The following is a 15,408-nucleotide window of genomic DNA, read 5'->3' as shown; positions in this document are numbered from 1 at the left end:
GCCGGCGCACCGTCGGATCCCCCACGGCACGCCGTTCGTGGCCGTGGATGGTCCGGACGGCCCAAGGAACGGTGCATCCGCTCGCGGAGGCGGTACGGAATCAGCGGTGAGCCAGTGAGACCGGTGAGCCACACAGGCCAGGCTGCCGCCAAGGGGAGTTGCGATGCGCGTGCTCGATCCGTCCGACGTCGACCAGAACGTGCCCGGGGCCGTCGGGGAGCATCTCGGGGGAATGCTGGAGCGGCGCCTGGAGGAGGCCGAGGCCGCGGATCCGGTCTTCGCCGCCGACATCGCCGGCCGCGTGGCGCGTTTCGCGCTGGACGGCGGCAGACGGCTGCGCTCCGCGTTCCTGTGGTGGGCGATGCGCGGCTGCGGGGGAGGGGCCCGCGAGGCCCCCCGGGCCCTGGGGGTCGCCGCGGCGCTCGAACTGATCCAGACCTGCGCGCTGATCCACGACGACGTCATGGACGGCTCCGCGGTGCGCCGCGGACGCCCCACCGTGCACGTAGGCATAGACGGGCAGTACGGGACCGCCGGGCGCGCGTCGCCGTGCGGCACGTTCGGCGGGGCCGCCGCGGTGCTCGCCGGGGATCTGGCCCTCGCCTGGGCCGACGACGCCTTCGCCGAGGCCGTTCGGGGAGCACCGGCGGAGGAGCGGGCGGCGGACGCGTGGCGGGCGATGCGCATGCAGATGGTGGCCGGTCAGTACCTCGACCTGCACGGCCAGGTCACGCGCGCCACGTCGGCGGACCGGGCGATGCGCACCGCCGTGCTCAAGACGGCGCTGTACACGGTGGGACATCCCTTGGCGCTGGGCGCGGTGCTCGCGGGCGCGCCCGAGCACACGGTGGGGCGGCTGCGCGCGGCCGGATGGTCGGCCGGGCTGGCGTTCCAGCTCCACGACGACGTGCAGGGGGCCTTCGGAGATCCGGCCACGACCGGGAAGCCGATCGGCGAGGACATCCGCGAGGGCAAGGCGACCTATCTGCTGGCCGTCGCGCGGGAGCTGTGCCTCCGCGACGGGGACCACGTCGGACTGCGGCTCCTGGACGAGGCGGTGGGGGCTCCCGCCGCCCGGGCGGGGGACGTCGACGGCGGGGCTCCCACGGCCCGGACGGTGGACGTCGACCGCGTGCTGGAGCTCCTCGACACGTGTGGGGCGCGCGAGTCGGTCTCCCGGCGCGTCGAGGAGCTGTGCGCCCGCGGGATCGAGGCGGTCGCCGACGCCGGCCTGTCACGGGAGGCGGCGGACCGGCTCGGCGACCTGCTGCGCGATGCCTGCGGGCGAGGCCCCGCCTCCGGACGGCCCGCCCGGCCCGGAGCCGTACGCGATACCGCCACCGCCCACGCCACCGACGTCCTGGGGCCCGCCGCCACCGCCGCCGTCGTGGAGCCCGCCACCGCCGACACCGCCGACAGCATCGACACCGTTCTGATCGGAGAAGCCCGTTGAAGTCCCTGACCGGTCCGACGGACCATGTCGTCGTCGTGGGAGCGGGCCTGGCGGGCCTGGCCGCCGCGCTGCACCTGTCGGGCGCGGGCCGGCGGGTGACCGTGGTGGAGCGGGACGAGGGACCCGGCGGCCGGGCCGGACGTCTCCACCTCGGAGGCTACCGGGTGGACACGGGCCCGACGGTCCTCACGATGCCGGACGTCCTCGACGAGGCCTTCCACGCCGTGGGCGAATCGCTGCGCGACCACGTCGACCTCGTCCCCCTGCACCCCGCGTACCGGGCGCTCTTCGCCGACGGGAGCCGCCTCGACGTGCACACCGACGCCGAGGCCATGGAGGCCGGGATCGCCGCCTTCGCCGGCGCACGGGAGGCCTTGGGCTACCGCAGGTTGCGCCGATGGCTCGAAGAGCTCTACGCCGTGCAGATGCGGCGTTTCATCGACGCCAACTTCGACTCCCCCGTACGGCTGCTCCACCCGGACCTGGCACGGCTCGCGGCGCTCGGCGGCTTCGGGCGCCTCGACCGGGCCGTCGGACGCTTCCTGTCGGACGAGCGGCTGCGCCGGGTGTTCTCCTTCCAGGCCCTGTACGCCGGGGTCGCCCCGTCCCGTGCGCTGGCCGCCTACGCCGTGATCGCCTACATGGACACGGTCGCCGGCGTCTACTTCCCGCGCGGCGGCATGCACACCGTGCCGGTGGCGATGACCGAGGCGGCGGCCCGGGCGGGCGTGGCGTTCCGGTTCGGGGAGCGGGTCGCCCGCCTCGAGCGCACCGGCCGGCGCGTCACCGCCGTGGTCACCGACCACGACCGGATCCCCTGCGACGCGGTCGTCCTGACGCCGGACCTGCCGGTGTCCTACCGGCTCCTGGGACGGACCCCGAGGCGCCCCGTCCGGCTGCGGCACGCCCCGAGCGCGGTGGTCCTGCACGTCGGGACGGACCGCACCTGGCCCCAACTGGCGCACCACACACTGTCGTTCGGGAACGCTTGGGAGACCGTGTTCGGTGAGCTGATCGGTTCCGGACAGCTGATGAGCGACCCCTCGCTGCTGATCACCCGACCCACCGCGACCGACCCGTCGCTGGCCCCGGCCGGGCGCCATCTGCACTACGTCCTGGCACCCTGTCCCAACACGGAGACCGGCTTCGGGGCCACCCACTGGGGCGAGCTCGGGCCGCGCTACCGGGACGAACTGGTGCGGGAGCTGGAGCGCCGGGGGCTGGCCGGCCTGGGGGCGTCGGTCGACGAGGAGAGCCTCGTCACCCCGGCGGACTGGACGGCGTCGGGGCACGCGGCCGGAACCCCCTTCTCCGTGGCCCACACCCTCGCGCAGACGGGCCCCTTCCGGCCGAGGAACCTCGTGGCCGGCACGGAGAACGCCGTCCTGGCCGGGTGCGGTACGACCCCGGGCGTCGGGGTGCCCACGGTGCTGATCTCCGGGAAGCTCGCCGCGGCCCGCGTGACCGGAAAGGGGCCGACCGGATGACGGCGCGCGAGCTGGACGCCGCGGGAATCACCGATCCGTCGCTGCGGGCGGCCTACGCCGCCAGCCGCCTGCTCAACGCCCGGCACGGCAAGACGTACTTCCTCGCCACCCGCCTCCTCCCGGTGGACCGGCGCGCCGCCGTGCACGCCCTCTACGGCTTCGCGCGGTACGCCGACGACATCGTCGACGACCTGGGTGCGGGAGCCTCCACCGGCGAACGGCGCCTCGCCCTCGACGCACTGGAACGGCAATGGCTGCGGGCCGTCCGGGGTGAGGAGGCCGGCGAGCCGGTGGTCCGGGCGGCGGCCGACACGAGGGCCCGGTACGGCATCCCGGCCCGCCACTTCACCGACTTCCTCGCGTCGATGCGCAGCGACCTGTCGGTCGAGGAGTACCCGACCTACGCCGATCTGAGGTCCTACATGCACGGGTCGGCCGCCGTCATCGGGCTGCAGATGACCCCGGTGCTCGGCACGGTCACCTCCCGGGCGGAGGCAGAGCCGTACGCCGCGGCGCTCGGGGTGGCCTTCCAGCTGACGAACTTCCTCCGGGACGTGGGCGAGGACCTCGACCGGGGGCGGATCTACCTGCCCCTGGACCTGCTGGCGGCGCACGGCGTGGACCGCGAGCTGCTGACGTGGAGCAGGCGGACCGGGCGTCGGGACGCACGGATCACCTCGGCGCTGCGCACGGCCGCGGCCCTGACCCGGGACGCCTACCGCGCCGCCGAGCCGGGGATCGAGCGCCTGGACCCCGTGTCGGCGCCGTGCGTGCGCACGGCGTTCGTGCTGTACCGCGACATCCTGGGGGCGATCGAGAGGGACGGGTACGCGGTGGTGCACCGCAGGGCCGTGGTGGGCCGACGGCGGAGGGCGGCCGTGGCGCTGCGCGGTCTGGCCGGGGCCCTCGCCGCGCGCACCGTCGCCCGCCCCGTCCGCCCCCGGCCGGGCTCCGGCCGGAGAGCGGGAGACGGGAGCCAGAGAGGTGCCGGGAGGGCGCACGACGGGGCAGCCGTCGCGGCGGCGAGCGGGGGAGCGGTGACGGAGCGTCGGGGAGAGGACAGGCCGTGAGCGCGGAGAACGGGACGGACGGCGGACGGACCGGGCGGACGGGCGGCGGGCCGACCGGGCGGACGGACACCGGATCCGACCGCCGGACGGACAGCGAATCCACCCGGCGGACGGACATCGGATCCGCCCGGCGGACGGATGGCAGCGCCGCCCGCCGGGCGGATCGCCGGGCGGCGCTGCCGCTGCGGCTGCGCCGGAACGCCGTCGCCTGGGAGCGCCAGCGCCCCACGTGGCGGGACGCCAAGCCCGCGCGGATCGCGGAGGCCCTCGACCGGGCCCGGGCACGTCCCTCGGGGAACTGGTTCGTCGTCGGCGCCGCCTCGGACCTGACCGCCCGTCGGCCGCTCGGCCGGACGGTCGCCGGCACCGAGATCGTGCTGTGGCGCGACGAGAACGGCGCACCCCACGCCGGGCCCGGGGCCTGCCCCCACCTCGGCGCCCCGCTCAAGGACAGCGCGGTGCGGTGCGGCCGGCTGATCTGCCACTGGCACGGCCTCGCCCTCGACGGAGCGCCCTTCGCCGGGTGGTCGCCGTGGCCGGTGCACGACGACGGCGTCCTGCTGTGGGTACGGCTCGACCTGGCCGGTGGTGAAGCGCCGACCGAGCGTCCCGCCGTGCCGACCCGCCCGCCCGGGGACGGGACGGTCGCCGCGGTGTACACCGGGGTCGGCGGGTGCGAACCGGAGGACGTCGTCGCGAACCGCCTCGATCCCTGGCACGGCGCCTGGCTGCACCCGTACTCGTTCGTGGACCTGACCGTGCTGGACGGCCCCGCAGGCGACGACGGAACGGACGACGTCCTGCTGGTGGACGTGTCGTTCAAGGTGGCCGGACGGGCGGTGGTCCCGGTGCGCGCGACGTTCGACGCACCGGACGCGCGCACGGTCGTCATGCGCATCGTGGCCGGCGAGGGAACCGGATCGGTGGTGGAGACGCACGCGACGCCACTGACGCCGCCCGGCGCCCGGCGCCCGAGGACCGCCGTGGTGGAGGCGGTCGTGGCCGGATCGGACCGGCGCGGGTTCGTGCTGGCCCGCGCGCTGGCTCCGCTGCTGCGACCCGCGATGCGGGCCGCGGCACGCCGGTTGTGGCGGGACGACCTCGCGTACGCCGAACGGCGCTTCGCCCTCCGCAGGGACGGCCGTTTCCCCGGCTGAACGGGCTGAACGGGCTGAGCGAGTTGAACGGGCTGAACGGGCTGAGGGGGTTGGGCGGCTCGACGGCCCGGTCGGCCGGGACCCGGGGTGCGGTGGGCGGGTGGCACCTCCTCTGCCGACGGGGAGACCCCCGCCCGCCCTGCTCCGCCGTGCCGGTCCTGCCGCGCCGACGTCGGACCGCCGACGCGCGCGAGACGCCCCTCCCGTCAGTGCTCGCCGAAGAGGTGCGCCAGGAGACGCAGGGGCGCGGACCGGCCCCGGTCGGGCACGGTCCACAGCGTCTGCCCGCGCAGGCCCCAGCGCCGCAGATGGGCGTTGGCCGCGAGGAAGCCGGTGGTGGCGGCCCGTTCCATGAGCGCCACCGGAAGCCCCGTGCGGACCAGGTCCCCGGCGACGGTGACGGTCGGATCGGGCGTGTCGACGGTGGGCCGGTCCGCGTCGCCGCCCACGGCGAAGAGCGGGCAGTCCTCTCGCCACTCGTCCCGTCGGTCGACGATGCGCGCCGCGGACGTCTCCGGGTACACGCGGTGCAGTTGTTCGGTCAGGGCACGGGCGAGGGCCCCCGGACCCGCGGCCGGATCCGCGGCGTACGCGTGGAGTTCGAGGACGGCTCCGCCGGTCTTCGCGGCCCAGCGCGCGGCCTCGCCCTCCCAGGCGTCGAGCACGCTGATGTTGTCCAGGGGCCCGTAGCCACTGGTGCCGAGGAAGCCGGGGCGGTGGGCGGCGACGGGGCGGTCGAGCCAGAGCCGGGACACGAGGAAGGGCGGTGCGGTGCGGAGCCGGCCGACCCGGGCGCGCCACGTCTCGTCGCCCAGGTGGGGAGAGGCTGCCGTGAGGGCCCGCAGCCCCGCGGTGTCCAGGGCCAGGACGACCGCGTCGGCGTGCTCGGCGGCCCCGCCGGCGTCGATCAGGTGGCCGCCGTGCGGGGCGGGTCGGAGGCCGGACACGGCGGTGCCCGTACGGATGTCGACGCCGTGTCCTTCGAGATAGCGGCCGAGGGGGTCCCACAGCGCCTGCGGGTAGGGCTCGTCCGGCACGTCGAAGAGGAGCCCCTCCGACGAGCCGAGGAAGTAGACGTGGAACATGAGGGCGAGTTCGGCGGCGGACAGCTCGGCAGGGTCGGCGAAGAAGCTCCGGGAGAAGACCTCGAAGGCGAGGTGCCGGGCGGCCGCCGGGAAGCGGATGCGGTCGAGCAGTTCGAGCGCGCTGACGCCGTCGTAACGCCGGTGGATCTCGGACGCCCGCACGTCGAGCAGCGGAAGTGCGGCGCGGGGGTTCAACCGGGCCAGGTCCCGGACACCGAAGCTGGGGCTGAGGACGGTGAAGCCGACGGCGCTCCACGGCGGTGTCCTCGGCACCCGGGCGAAGCTGTCGTGCAGCCCCGAGGCGTGCCGCAACGGGTAGTCGGGCAGGGGGCGGAGCCGGTCGAGCCCGGGGTCGACCCGCCGCAGGAGGCCGCGCAGGTTGTAGTACTGGCGGAAGAACGCGTGGAAACCGCGGCTCATGGTGACGGCGGAGCCGTCCGCGAGCTCGGTGGGCCAGCCGGCCAGGCGGCCGCCGAGCGCCGTCTCCCGCTCGTAGAGGGTGACGCGGACCCCCCGCTCGGCCAGCGCCGTGGCGGCGGCGATGCCCGCGATGCCGCCGCCGACGACCGCGCACCGGGGCCGTGGGCCGTGGGCGGCGGGACGCCCCGGGGGCGCGGGGAGGACGACGGCCTTGCGGTCGCGGCCGCGGCGGACGGACGGAGCGCGGTCGTGGACGCTCATGGGGCTCTCCTCGGAGGTCTCGGTCAGGTGCGGCGGGCGAGCAGGGGCAGTTCGGCGACGGTGCGGAGCATGGCGAGCACGGGAGTGCGCAGGCCGATGGCGAACTCCTCGGCGGGGCGGGTCGTGCCGTCGAGGAAGCGCATCAGGCGGGCGGCGGGCACGTGCTCGAAGAGCCGGGTGAAGAAGGCGGGCCCGTCGATGCGGCCGGTGTCGAGCCCGCGCAGCAGGACGGCGTCCATGGCGAGGATCCTTGCGGGATGGGCGGGCGGCGGCACGGGCGTGCGGCCCGCGTGCACGGCGTCCGCCACCGCGCGGGACTGCCGCTGGATCGCGGCGAAGGCGTACCCCGTCGAGGGGCGCACGGCCCCGCCGGCCGCGCCGATGCGGAAGACATGCCGACCCGGCCGACGGTCGTACCTGCCGTCGGTCATGGGGATGGCCCCCTGCTCCGTGGCCGTCACCCGGTACGGCCCCAGGCCGAGCACGCGCTCCGTGTAGTGGCGCAGCGCCTCGTCGTACGAGGACCGGGGAAGGGGCGACCGGCCGAACTCGGTGTACTCCACGAGCGCCTCGTGCCGGCTGAGGGGCAGGACGTACCCGAAGGAGAGGCCGTGCTCCGGTTGGGGCGTGCGGAAGTCCATCAGTTCGACGGTCCCGGGGGCGAAAGCGGGGCGCTCGCACCGGACGAACCAGCCCCGGAAGTGCTGAAGCAGCGCCACCCGCGCGGGCGGCGGCACGGCGGGAGGGCGCGAGTCGTACACCCAGCGGGCGCGTAGGGTGCGGACGGAGCCGTCGGCGGTACGGCAGACCACCTCGGCGCCGTACGGCCGGTCGGCGACGCGCTCGACGACGGCCTCGATCCTGCGCACTCCGGCCAGGCGCGGCTCGAGCCCGCGCTCGAAGGCGGCGGAGCGCAGCATCTTGTAGCGCAGCCCGCCGAGGTCGCGGGCGGGGCCGCTGCCGTCGGGGGCGCGGACCCGGAGCCGTCGCCAGCTCGCCGTGAGCAGCGGGTCGTAGTCGCCCGCTCCGGCCTCCCAGTAGCACCAGGTGCGTTCGGGGGACCGCAGGCCGGCGGGCGCGTCGACGAGCACCACCTCCGGGGCCCGGACACCGGGCGGCGGGTCGAGCAGCCGCCAGGCCAGCGAGAGACCGGCGGCTCCCGCGCCGACGACGACGATGTCGCTGCTGTGCGTCATGGTCCCCTGCCCGCTCCGTTCTCGACGTCGGACGCCCCGGCCCCGGGGGCGGCTTGCCGATCGGGCCGGGATCGCGGCGCCCGGCACCGCGCCTCGCCGCGTCGTCGTCGGTCGCCGACGCCCCGCGTCGGCTCCCTCCTCCGCCTTGCGAGACGTCCCCCGGAGGGCCCGGGAAGCCCCGGGCACCGGACGCCGCTCCCTGATCCGGTCCGATCGACAAGACACCCCCTGGGGAGGCCCGTCCGGCCCGCCCGCCCGGGAGGACCGTCCGGACCAGGCTTCCCCCATCCCGGCCTCCGCGGATGCAGCCGCGCCGTGGTGCCCCCCGTTTTCTCCGCCCCGTTCTGTCCGCCCCACCTCTTTCTTCTCCGCCCCACCTCGTCTTCTCCGTCCCGCGCCGCCCGGCGCAGCCGCGCCGCCCCGGTCACGGGGAAGGCGCCGTGCCGACGGACGCGCCCCTCAGACCGCGCCCGCGCGGAGGTCCGCCAGGACCGTGCGGGCCGCCCGCGCCCCCGACGCCAGCGCGCCCTGGACGGATCCGGTCGCGCGGTGGTCACCGCACACGTACCGGCCCGGAGCCCACCGCACGGTCCGGGACAGCGGCGTCGGGCCCGGCATCGCCGGCAGGGCGTCGGTGACCGTGACGCGGTGGACGGGCTCCCAACCGGTCGTCTCCGCGCCGTACACCTCGCCCAGGGCCTTCAGGACGGCGTCCGTGTCCGTCGGACCGGGGGAGCCGAGCACCGAGGTGGCCACCAGCGCCCGGCCGTCGGTGGAGAAGCCGGGCTGGAGGGCGGTGAGGACACAGGTGTTGAGGAACCTGCGCCGGGAGTCGACGACCAGCACGGGCTCTTCCAGAGGCGGCCGGGAGGTCGCGTGGTACAGCGTGGTGACGGTCCGGCCGTCCGGCACGCGAAGCCCCGGGAGCAGCTGCGCCGCGACCCGCTGCCCGGTGGCGACGACGACCGTGCCGGACCGCACCTCGCGTCCGTCCAGGAGGGCCACGCCCTCGGGCGTCACGGCGGAGACGGGGGCCGCGATCCGCAGCACGTCCTGCGGCAGGCGCGCGGCGAGCTGGGCGGGCACCGCCCCGATCCCCTCGGCCGGCAGACACAGGGTGCCGCGCACCATGCTCCGCCACACCAGGTGGAAGAAGCGCGCCGAGGTCTCCAGCCGGTCCTCCAGGAAGACCCCGGACAGGAACGGCCGGAAGAACGTCTCCACCAGCCGCGGCGACACGTGTGCCGCCGACAGGGCGTCGAGCGTGGTTCCGTCGGCACCGCGCCGCACCACGGACGCCGGTGCCAGGGCGTCCCGGGCCGACAGGGCGGCGAGGGCCAGCAGGTCGCGACCCGACGCGAGCCCTCCCGACAGCACGTCCAGGCTCTCCTTCGGGCGCCGGCTCGGGTCGGTGAACCGCAGCAGCCCGTCCGCGGTGTGCACGAGCACCCCGGGCGTGAACGGCCGCAGCCGCAGCGCCTTCAGGTCCAAGCGCCGCTTCACCTGCGGATACGACGTGTTGAAGACCTGGAAGCCCCGGTCCACGGTGAAGCCCGCGACGCGGTCGGTGCGCATCCGCCCGCCGACCCCGTCGCCCGCCTCCAGGAGCAGCACCCGCAGCCCCGCCGCGCAGAGGTCACCGGCGCAGGCGAGGCCCGCGGCCCCCGCACCCACGACCACCGCGTCGTACCGCGTGCCGCCCGTCGTCCTCTTCATGCCGTCCTCTTTCCGGGGGGTTCGGTCGCACCGCGGCCCCCGTCGGCTTCGGCTCCGTGAAGTGCCGCTCGACAGGGGATTCACCCGCGCCCCGCCGGACGGATGCGAGAACGGCCCGCGGGTTCCGGAGCCGGCTCGCCACGGAAGACCTCGCCATCGCCACGGGGCCCGACCGCGATCGCCACGGGGTCCGACCGCGATCGCCACGGAGCCCGACCACGCCCCGGAAGTCCGCGACGGCGCACCCCACCACCGAATCACCGACCCGCCGGCCACCGACGGGGCCGACACCGGCGCGGGGGCGTCCCCCCCCCTTGAGGTTGACGCACAGTCGGACAGGCCTCCGCGCGCACGGTGGTGCCATGGCACGGCGCCGACGGGCAGGTGCCGCGGGCTCACGGGGGCCAGGCGCGGGTGAACTATCTTGGGCGGCAGCGAGACGAGAAGGAGACACCCCGTGGCATCCGGGCAGCAGGAGCGTGCACAGGCAGCGGCGATCACGTCGGGCAGGCGCTCGTCCGAGGCGGCCCCCGAGGTGGCGACGGCCTCCCCCGTCGAGCGGGTGCGGGCGCTCTTCGACGGCCACCGGCTGTCTCCCGCGCAGCGGCGTATCGCCCAGTTCCTGACCGACCACCTCACCGAGGCGGCGTTCCTGTCCATCACCGAGCTCGCGGAGCGCGTGGGGGTCAGCCAGCCGTCCGTGACCCGGTTCGCCTCCTCGCTGGGGTTCAGCGGCTATCCCGCGCTCCGGGAGGCGCTCCAGCCCATCGCGCTCAGCGCGGTCGCCGGTGCGCCCGGCGAGGGGGAGGAGCGCCACCGCAACGAACTCCAGTCGGCGATCGACGCCGAGATCGAGAACCTGACGTCCTTGCGGCGCTCCCTCGCGGCCCCCGACCGGATCGTCGGCATCGGCCGCGCGCTGGCCCGGTCCGTCCCCCTGACGGTCGTCGGCCTGCGCATCTCGGCCTCCCTCGCCGAGTACTTCGCGTACGCCGCGCGGCGCATCCACCCCGATGTCCGGGTGGTGACGCGGGGCGGCAGCGTCGCCTACGACGGGCTGCTCCAGGCGCGCGAGGCGGGCGGCACGTGGGTGCTGGCCTTCGCGATGCCGCGGCACGCCAAGGAGACCCTCGCCGTCGTGCGTGCCGCCCGTGGTGTCGGGCTGCGCGTCGCGCTGATCACGGACCCCGCGCTCGGGCCGCTGGCCGACGAGGCCGATGAGGTGTTCACCGCGGGCACGGGCTCGCGGCTCGTCTTCGACTCCTACGCCGCGCCGGGGGTGCTGTCCGCGGGCGTCCTCCAGGCCATGGCGGACGCGGACCCGGAGCGTACGCAGGCTCGGCTGGAGAAGTACGAGCACGCGGCGGAACAGCACGATTTCTTCCTGGACGACTGAAACCGGCCCGCATGCCCGGGCGGGGTTCCGTTCTCCGCATGATCGTTCCGCATGAAAATTTTCATGCCCTTGCCTACTTGGCGGTATATATATTTACTGAAGGGGCCCCACGGGCCGAACGGACATCGAAGGCCGCCCCCTCCTCCTCGGACGGCCCCGACGTCCCGGCGGCCCGCACCGCGTTGTCGCAGGTGCTCTGCGGCGGCTCCGGTCGACCCCTGGATCGGAGCCGCCCCACAGAGCCGCGCCCGAACGGCCCGACTCTCGCGGGGGAGCCGTCCCGCTCTCAGCCCAGCAGGTCCGGCGCCCGCAGCATCTCGGGCGGGACGCCCCACGCGTCGACCAGGTCGACGGCCAGCGGCCGGACCTTGCGGCAGAGGTCGTTCACCTCGCGGCTGATCGCCTTGGACCGCTGGACGGTCAGCCGGCCGTGCTCCATGAACCAAGCCCGGTCCGCTTCGATCGTCGACAGCGCGAACAGGTCGCAGAGCAGCTCCAGCGCCGCCCTGTTGCCGCCTTCGGGCAGGGACCGGAACGCGTCGACGAACGCCTCCAGCACCAGACGCTCGACATGCGCGTGGGCGAGCGCGATCACATGGTCCTGCACCTGCGAGAAGACGGTGCCGGGATCACGCTTCCGGTCGACTCCGCGCTTGAGCCGGCGGGCCAGCCCGGCGAGCATGTGCTCCTCGCGGTAGCGCAGCATGGCCAGGTGGTACTCGGAGTCGAGCAGCCCGGACTCCCGGTCCCACTCGTCGCCGCCGGGCAGCAGGTCGCGGACCCGTTCCAGGAGCTTGTGGACGGACGCCTTCTCGATGACGGTCTCGACGGCGAGGCCGGTGACGTAGCGGACCACGCCGAGCTGGTCCAGGTCCTCGAACTCGCCGGCGTGGTCGGTGAGCAGGCCCTTCGCCACGAGCTGGAGCAACACGTGGTTGTCGCCCTCGAAGGTGGTGAAGACGTCGCTGTCGGCCTTGAGCGCGGCGAAGCGGTTCACCGCGAGATAGCCGGCACCCCCGCACGCCTCGCGGCACTCCTGCACCGTACGGGTGGCGTGCCAGGTGCCGAGCGCCTTGGTGCCGGCGGCCCGCGACTCCAGCCGCCGCCGCGCCTGCGGGTCGTCCTCGTGACCGGAGAAGACGTCGTGCAGCTGTCGGCGGGCGACGTCCTGCGCGAAGTGCAGCGCGTACGTGCGGGCGAGCAGCGGCAGCAGCCGGCGCTGGTGCAGCCCGTAGTCCAGGAGGAGCCGCTCCTCGCCGCCCGGCGACACCTCGAACTGGCGCCGCCGCGCGCCGTACTTGACGGCGAGAGCCAGGGCGACCTTGGCGACGTTCACCCCGGCGCCGCCGACGCAGACCCGGCCCTGGACGAGCGTGCCGAGCATGGTGAAGAAGCGACGGTTGGGATTGTCGATGGAACTGACGTACGCGCCCTCGGGCGTGACGTCGGCGAAACGGTTGAGCAGCGCCTCGCGCGGCACCCGGACCCCGTCGAAGCGGATCCGGCCGTTGTCGACGCCGTTGAGGCCCATCTTGCGGCCGTCGTCCTCGATCTCGACACCCGGCAGGACCTTTCCCCCGGACCGGAGCGGCACGACGAGCGCGTGCACGCCGCGGGACTCCCCGCCCACCTCCAGCTGGGCGAAGACGACCGCCAGCTCGGCGTGGCGGGCCGCGTTCCCGATGTAGTCCTTGCGGGCGGCGTCGCCTTCGGTGGTGACGACGAACTCCTGGGCCTCGGCGTCGTACCGGGCCACCGTCCCGAGCGCCTGGACATGGGAGCCGTGCCCGGTCTCGGTCATCGCGAAGCAGCCCAGAAGCCGCCCGGCGACCAGGTCCGGCAGATAGGCGTCATGGTGGCGCGCGGTGCCCAGGTGCAGGATCGCGCCCCCGAACAGACCGAACTGCACACCGACCTTGACCAACACCGACAGATCGCCGAAGGCGAGGGTCTCGAAGGCGGCGACGGAGGCGCCGACGTCACCGCCGCCGCCGTACGCCGCCGGGAAGCCCATGCCGGTCTGGCCGGTCCCGGCCATCTCGACCACGATGTCGCGCACCCGCTCGCGGAACGCGTCCATGCCGAGTCGCTCGGCGTCCTCCCACACGGAAGAGTGAGCCACCAGATTGGTCCGGACGAGGTCGCGGATCCCGGCGTGCTCGCCGTCGAGGAGGGCCGCCAGGGCTTCGACGTCGATCACTGGCTGCGTGTAGCCGCTCGCTGCGGCAGAAGCGTCGTCGGGTGCCATGGCCCTCCGTTACCCCGGCCGGTGCGGATCAACCGGCGATGATCACGCGACGGAGCGGAGCCTATGGGAACCCGGCCCCCGTGACGCGGAGCCGGACCGCCCGGAAGAAGACCCGGTGCCGTGCGGCCGAGGAGGAGACGGGGACGACGGTCAAAGGCCCGGTCGACGCCGGAGCGGCGAAGAGGTGGGTGGGCGGGCCTGACGGGACAGGGTAACGTCCTTGTCATGTTCTTCCAGACGCCGATGTACGAGTGAGAGCGTGACGGGCCCCGCTGACGTCCTTCGACGCCGCCGCCCGTCCCCCCCCACCGATGGATCCCCAGCTCACTTCACATCACCACCGGGAGAACCCGTGACCGACAGCAAGAACATCAACAACCCCGTGGGCCAGGGCGGCGGCCAGCGCAAGAGGCTGTCCCGCGCCGAACGGCAGAACCACGGTCCGCACCGCAACCTCGACCGCAAGGGCGCAGCCGACAAGAAGGCGGAGCTGGTGCGCAAGATGCGCGAGAAGACGGGCGTGGCCGAGAGCGCCGGGCAGACGGGCGACGACACCGCACGGAGCTGACGCACCGCCGCCGCGGGGCGGCACGGAAAGAGGCGGGGCCCGGACCGCGATGCGCGGTCCGGGCCCCGCTGCCGTACCGGACGCGCTCGGCCCGGCCCTCGGCCGACCGCCCGGAGGACACCCGGGTGCCCCGCACCGGGCCCGGCCGTCCCCGCGTCCGCCCCCGTGGGTGCGGGGCGACAAGGCGTGCTCCTCCCGCGCCGACCGGGACCACCTGCGAAAGCGCGGCATCCGCTCCACGATCCCGGAGCCGGCCGACCGGGCCGCCCACCGCGAACGGCGCGGAAAGGCCGGCGGGCGGCCTCCGGCATTCGACCGCGAGGACCACAAGGCCCGATTTCGCGGGGACTCGCTGATGGAATCCCATGCTCCGTTGCCGAGGGGGAGACTGTGGGACATCGGATCGCGGCGATCGCCCCTGGGACGGTGTGGCGCGTGGTCCACCGGGCCGGCAGGGACGGTGCCACCTGGGGAGCCGTGGCCGACCGGGCAGGCGCCCGGCGACAAGGCGGCCGGCCGAGATTCCCCGAGACGCGGGGTCTTCGCTGCTCGTCGGCCGCGTCCGGGTCGGGGAGGGGCCGGAGACCGCCGGGCAGCCAGGTGCTGGACCAGCGTCGATGTCGTCGACCTCGCTCAGGACGAGGGTCAGGACGCCGTGCTCGCGCCGGCGTGCAGCCCGCACGCAAGGGAAATCCGTTCGGACGGCAGCACCCTCTGCGCCCGCCGCCGGGCCGCCACCGACCCGCTGCCCCGGCGGACGATCCGCGGCGGCCGTCTTCCCTCGTCACCACGGACCTCGCGGACCTGCACGCGTTCGGCCACCAGGTCGACGTGACGGAAACCCGCACGTCCCAGGGGGTCGACCGAACGCCGGGGCGTCGGCCACCTGGTGCGGGAAGGGCATCCGTTGCGTCGGTCTACGGCCGATCGAACGTCCACGTGAGCACCACCTGTCCCGCTTCCGGGGCGCCGCCGGCGCGGCGGTACGTCGCCAGTGCCGCCGCATTCTCCTCGTCCGTGATCGTCCACACGCCGTAGCAGCCCCGTTCACGTGACAGGTCCGCGAGCGCCGACACCAGGGCCCGGCCGACGCCACGCCCGCGGAACGACTCGTCCACGCCCAGCTCGTACAGGAACATCTCGGTTCCCTTGTCCGGATGGGTCATCTCGACACCGGTGACCATCCCCGCCGGGACGTCCTCCACGTAGGCGATCAGGAGGTGATGGCACTCGTCCGTCAGGAACCGTTCAGTGGCCTCCCGCCCCGGGGCGGTGTCGAAGAGATGCCCGGCGGCGTTGACCGCCTCGGCCTGAGTGACACGACGGATCTCCATTCGAGGATCCTGACACG

11 protein-coding genes and 1 pseudogene are annotated in these 15,408 nt (G+C 74.8%); 7 read left to right on the top strand and 5 right to left on the bottom strand.

Annotation, left to right across the window (positions count from 1 at the left end; all coding sequences use genetic code 11):
* The first annotated feature begins 163 nt into the window (after positions 1–163).
* The 4 genes from IE180_RS19410 to IE180_RS19395 all read left to right on the top strand — a co-directional run bounded on the left by IE180_RS19410 (position 164) and on the right by IE180_RS19395 (position 5,167).
* Positions 164–1,453: a polyprenyl synthetase family protein gene (locus IE180_RS19410; RefSeq protein WP_229860631.1), complete on the top strand. Its 1,290-nt coding sequence runs from the start codon at positions 164–166 to the stop codon at positions 1,451–1,453.
* Positions 1,450–2,940 (top strand): phytoene desaturase family protein, encoded by a 1,491-nt coding sequence (gene crtI, locus IE180_RS19405; protein ID WP_190158149.1) that lies wholly within the window; start codon positions 1,450–1,452, stop codon positions 2,938–2,940. The genes IE180_RS19410 and crtI overlap by 4 nt, the downstream gene beginning before the upstream one ends.
* Positions 2,937–4,010, top strand: coding sequence for a phytoene/squalene synthase family protein (locus IE180_RS19400; protein WP_190158148.1), 1,074 nt, complete (start codon positions 2,937–2,939; stop codon positions 4,008–4,010). Before crtI ends, IE180_RS19400 begins: the two co-directional genes overlap by 4 nt.
* A 182-nt stretch (positions 4,011–4,192) precedes the next feature.
* Positions 4,193–5,167 (top strand): Rieske (2Fe-2S) protein, encoded by a 975-nt coding sequence (locus IE180_RS19395; protein WP_229860659.1) that lies wholly within the window; start codon positions 4,193–4,195, stop codon positions 5,165–5,167.
* A gap of 206 nt (positions 5,168–5,373) precedes the next feature.
* Here the strand turns inward: IE180_RS19395 and IE180_RS19390 are convergent, their stop codons facing one another.
* From IE180_RS19390 to IE180_RS19380, 3 genes are all read right to left on the bottom strand, one after another.
* Positions 5,374–6,933, bottom strand: a complete 1,560-nt coding sequence (locus tag IE180_RS19390; RefSeq protein ID WP_190158147.1) for an FAD-dependent oxidoreductase — start codon at positions 6,931–6,933, stop codon at positions 5,374–5,376.
* 23 nt (positions 6,934–6,956) lie between these two features.
* Positions 6,957–8,129: a lycopene cyclase family protein gene (locus IE180_RS19385; RefSeq protein WP_190158146.1), complete on the bottom strand. Its 1,173-nt coding sequence runs from the start codon at positions 8,127–8,129 to the stop codon at positions 6,957–6,959.
* 459 nt (positions 8,130–8,588) lie between these two features.
* Entirely contained in the window at positions 8,589–9,845 is a 1,257-nt protein-coding gene (locus tag IE180_RS19380) for an NAD(P)/FAD-dependent oxidoreductase (protein WP_190158145.1), read from the bottom strand.
* Positions 9,846–10,302: 457 nt separating this feature from the next.
* Between IE180_RS19380 and IE180_RS19375 the strand changes: the two genes are divergently transcribed.
* Entirely contained in the window at positions 10,303–11,241 is a 939-nt protein-coding gene (locus IE180_RS19375; RefSeq protein ID WP_190158144.1) for a MurR/RpiR family transcriptional regulator, read from the top strand.
* A 286-nt stretch (positions 11,242–11,527) separates the two neighbouring features.
* On the opposite strand, the gene IE180_RS19370 is transcribed toward IE180_RS19375, so the two are convergent.
* Positions 11,528–13,489 carry an acyl-CoA dehydrogenase family protein gene (locus IE180_RS19370; RefSeq protein WP_190158143.1) on the bottom strand — a complete coding sequence of 654 codons (1,962 nt, stop codon included), beginning with the start codon at positions 13,487–13,489 and terminating at the stop codon, positions 11,528–11,530.
* Positions 13,490–13,841: 352 nt separating this feature from the next.
* On the opposite strand from IE180_RS19370, the gene IE180_RS19365 reads away from it, so the two are divergent.
* Together IE180_RS19365 and IE180_RS19360 are read left to right on the top strand one after the other, a co-directional pair.
* Positions 13,842–14,057, top strand: coding sequence for a DUF6243 family protein (locus IE180_RS19365; protein WP_190158142.1), 216 nt, complete (start codon positions 13,842–13,844; stop codon positions 14,055–14,057).
* A gap of 113 nt (positions 14,058–14,170) precedes the next feature.
* A pseudogene (locus IE180_RS19360) lies at positions 14,171–14,394 on the top strand (IS5 family transposase); the annotation flags it as partial.
* A gap of 580 nt (positions 14,395–14,974) precedes the next feature.
* On the opposite strand, the gene IE180_RS19355 reads toward IE180_RS19360, so the two are convergent.
* Positions 14,975–15,391, bottom strand: coding sequence for a GNAT family N-acetyltransferase (locus tag IE180_RS19355; protein WP_190158141.1), 417 nt, complete (start codon positions 15,389–15,391; stop codon positions 14,975–14,977).
* Positions 15,392–15,408: the final 17 nt, after the last annotated feature.

It is taken from the genome of Streptomyces litmocidini, assembly GCF_014649755.1.
Lineage (GTDB): Bacteria > Actinomycetota > Actinomycetes > Streptomycetales > Streptomycetaceae > Streptomyces > Streptomyces litmocidini.
The sequence above is the reverse complement of the archived record's forward strand: the minus strand, read 5'-3'. Positions and strand labels throughout refer to the sequence as shown.

Bases quoted from the DNA above. Each gene is read 5' to 3' on its own strand.
- IE180_RS19410 (WP_229860631.1), top strand. From the start codon at position 164: ATGCGCGTGCTCGATCCGTCCGACGTCGACCAGAACGTGCCCGGGGCC.
- IE180_RS19400 (WP_190158148.1), top strand. From the start codon at position 2,937: ATGACGGCGCGCGAGCTGGACGCCGCGGGAATCACCGATCCGTCGCTG.
- IE180_RS19390 (WP_190158147.1), bottom strand. From the start codon at position 6,933: ATGAGCGTCCACGACCGCGCTCCGTCCGTCCGCCGCGGCCGCGACCGC.
- IE180_RS19385 (WP_190158146.1), bottom strand. From the start codon at position 8,129: ATGACGCACAGCAGCGACATCGTCGTCGTCGGCGCGGGAGCCGCCGGT.
- IE180_RS19380 (WP_190158145.1), bottom strand. From the start codon at position 9,845: ATGAAGAGGACGACGGGCGGCACGCGGTACGACGCGGTGGTCGTGGGT.
- IE180_RS19370 (WP_190158143.1), bottom strand. From the start codon at position 13,489: ATGGCACCCGACGACGCTTCTGCCGCAGCGAGCGGCTACACGCAGCCA.
- IE180_RS19355 (WP_190158141.1), bottom strand. From the start codon at position 15,391: ATGGAGATCCGTCGTGTCACTCAGGCCGAGGCGGTCAACGCCGCCGGG.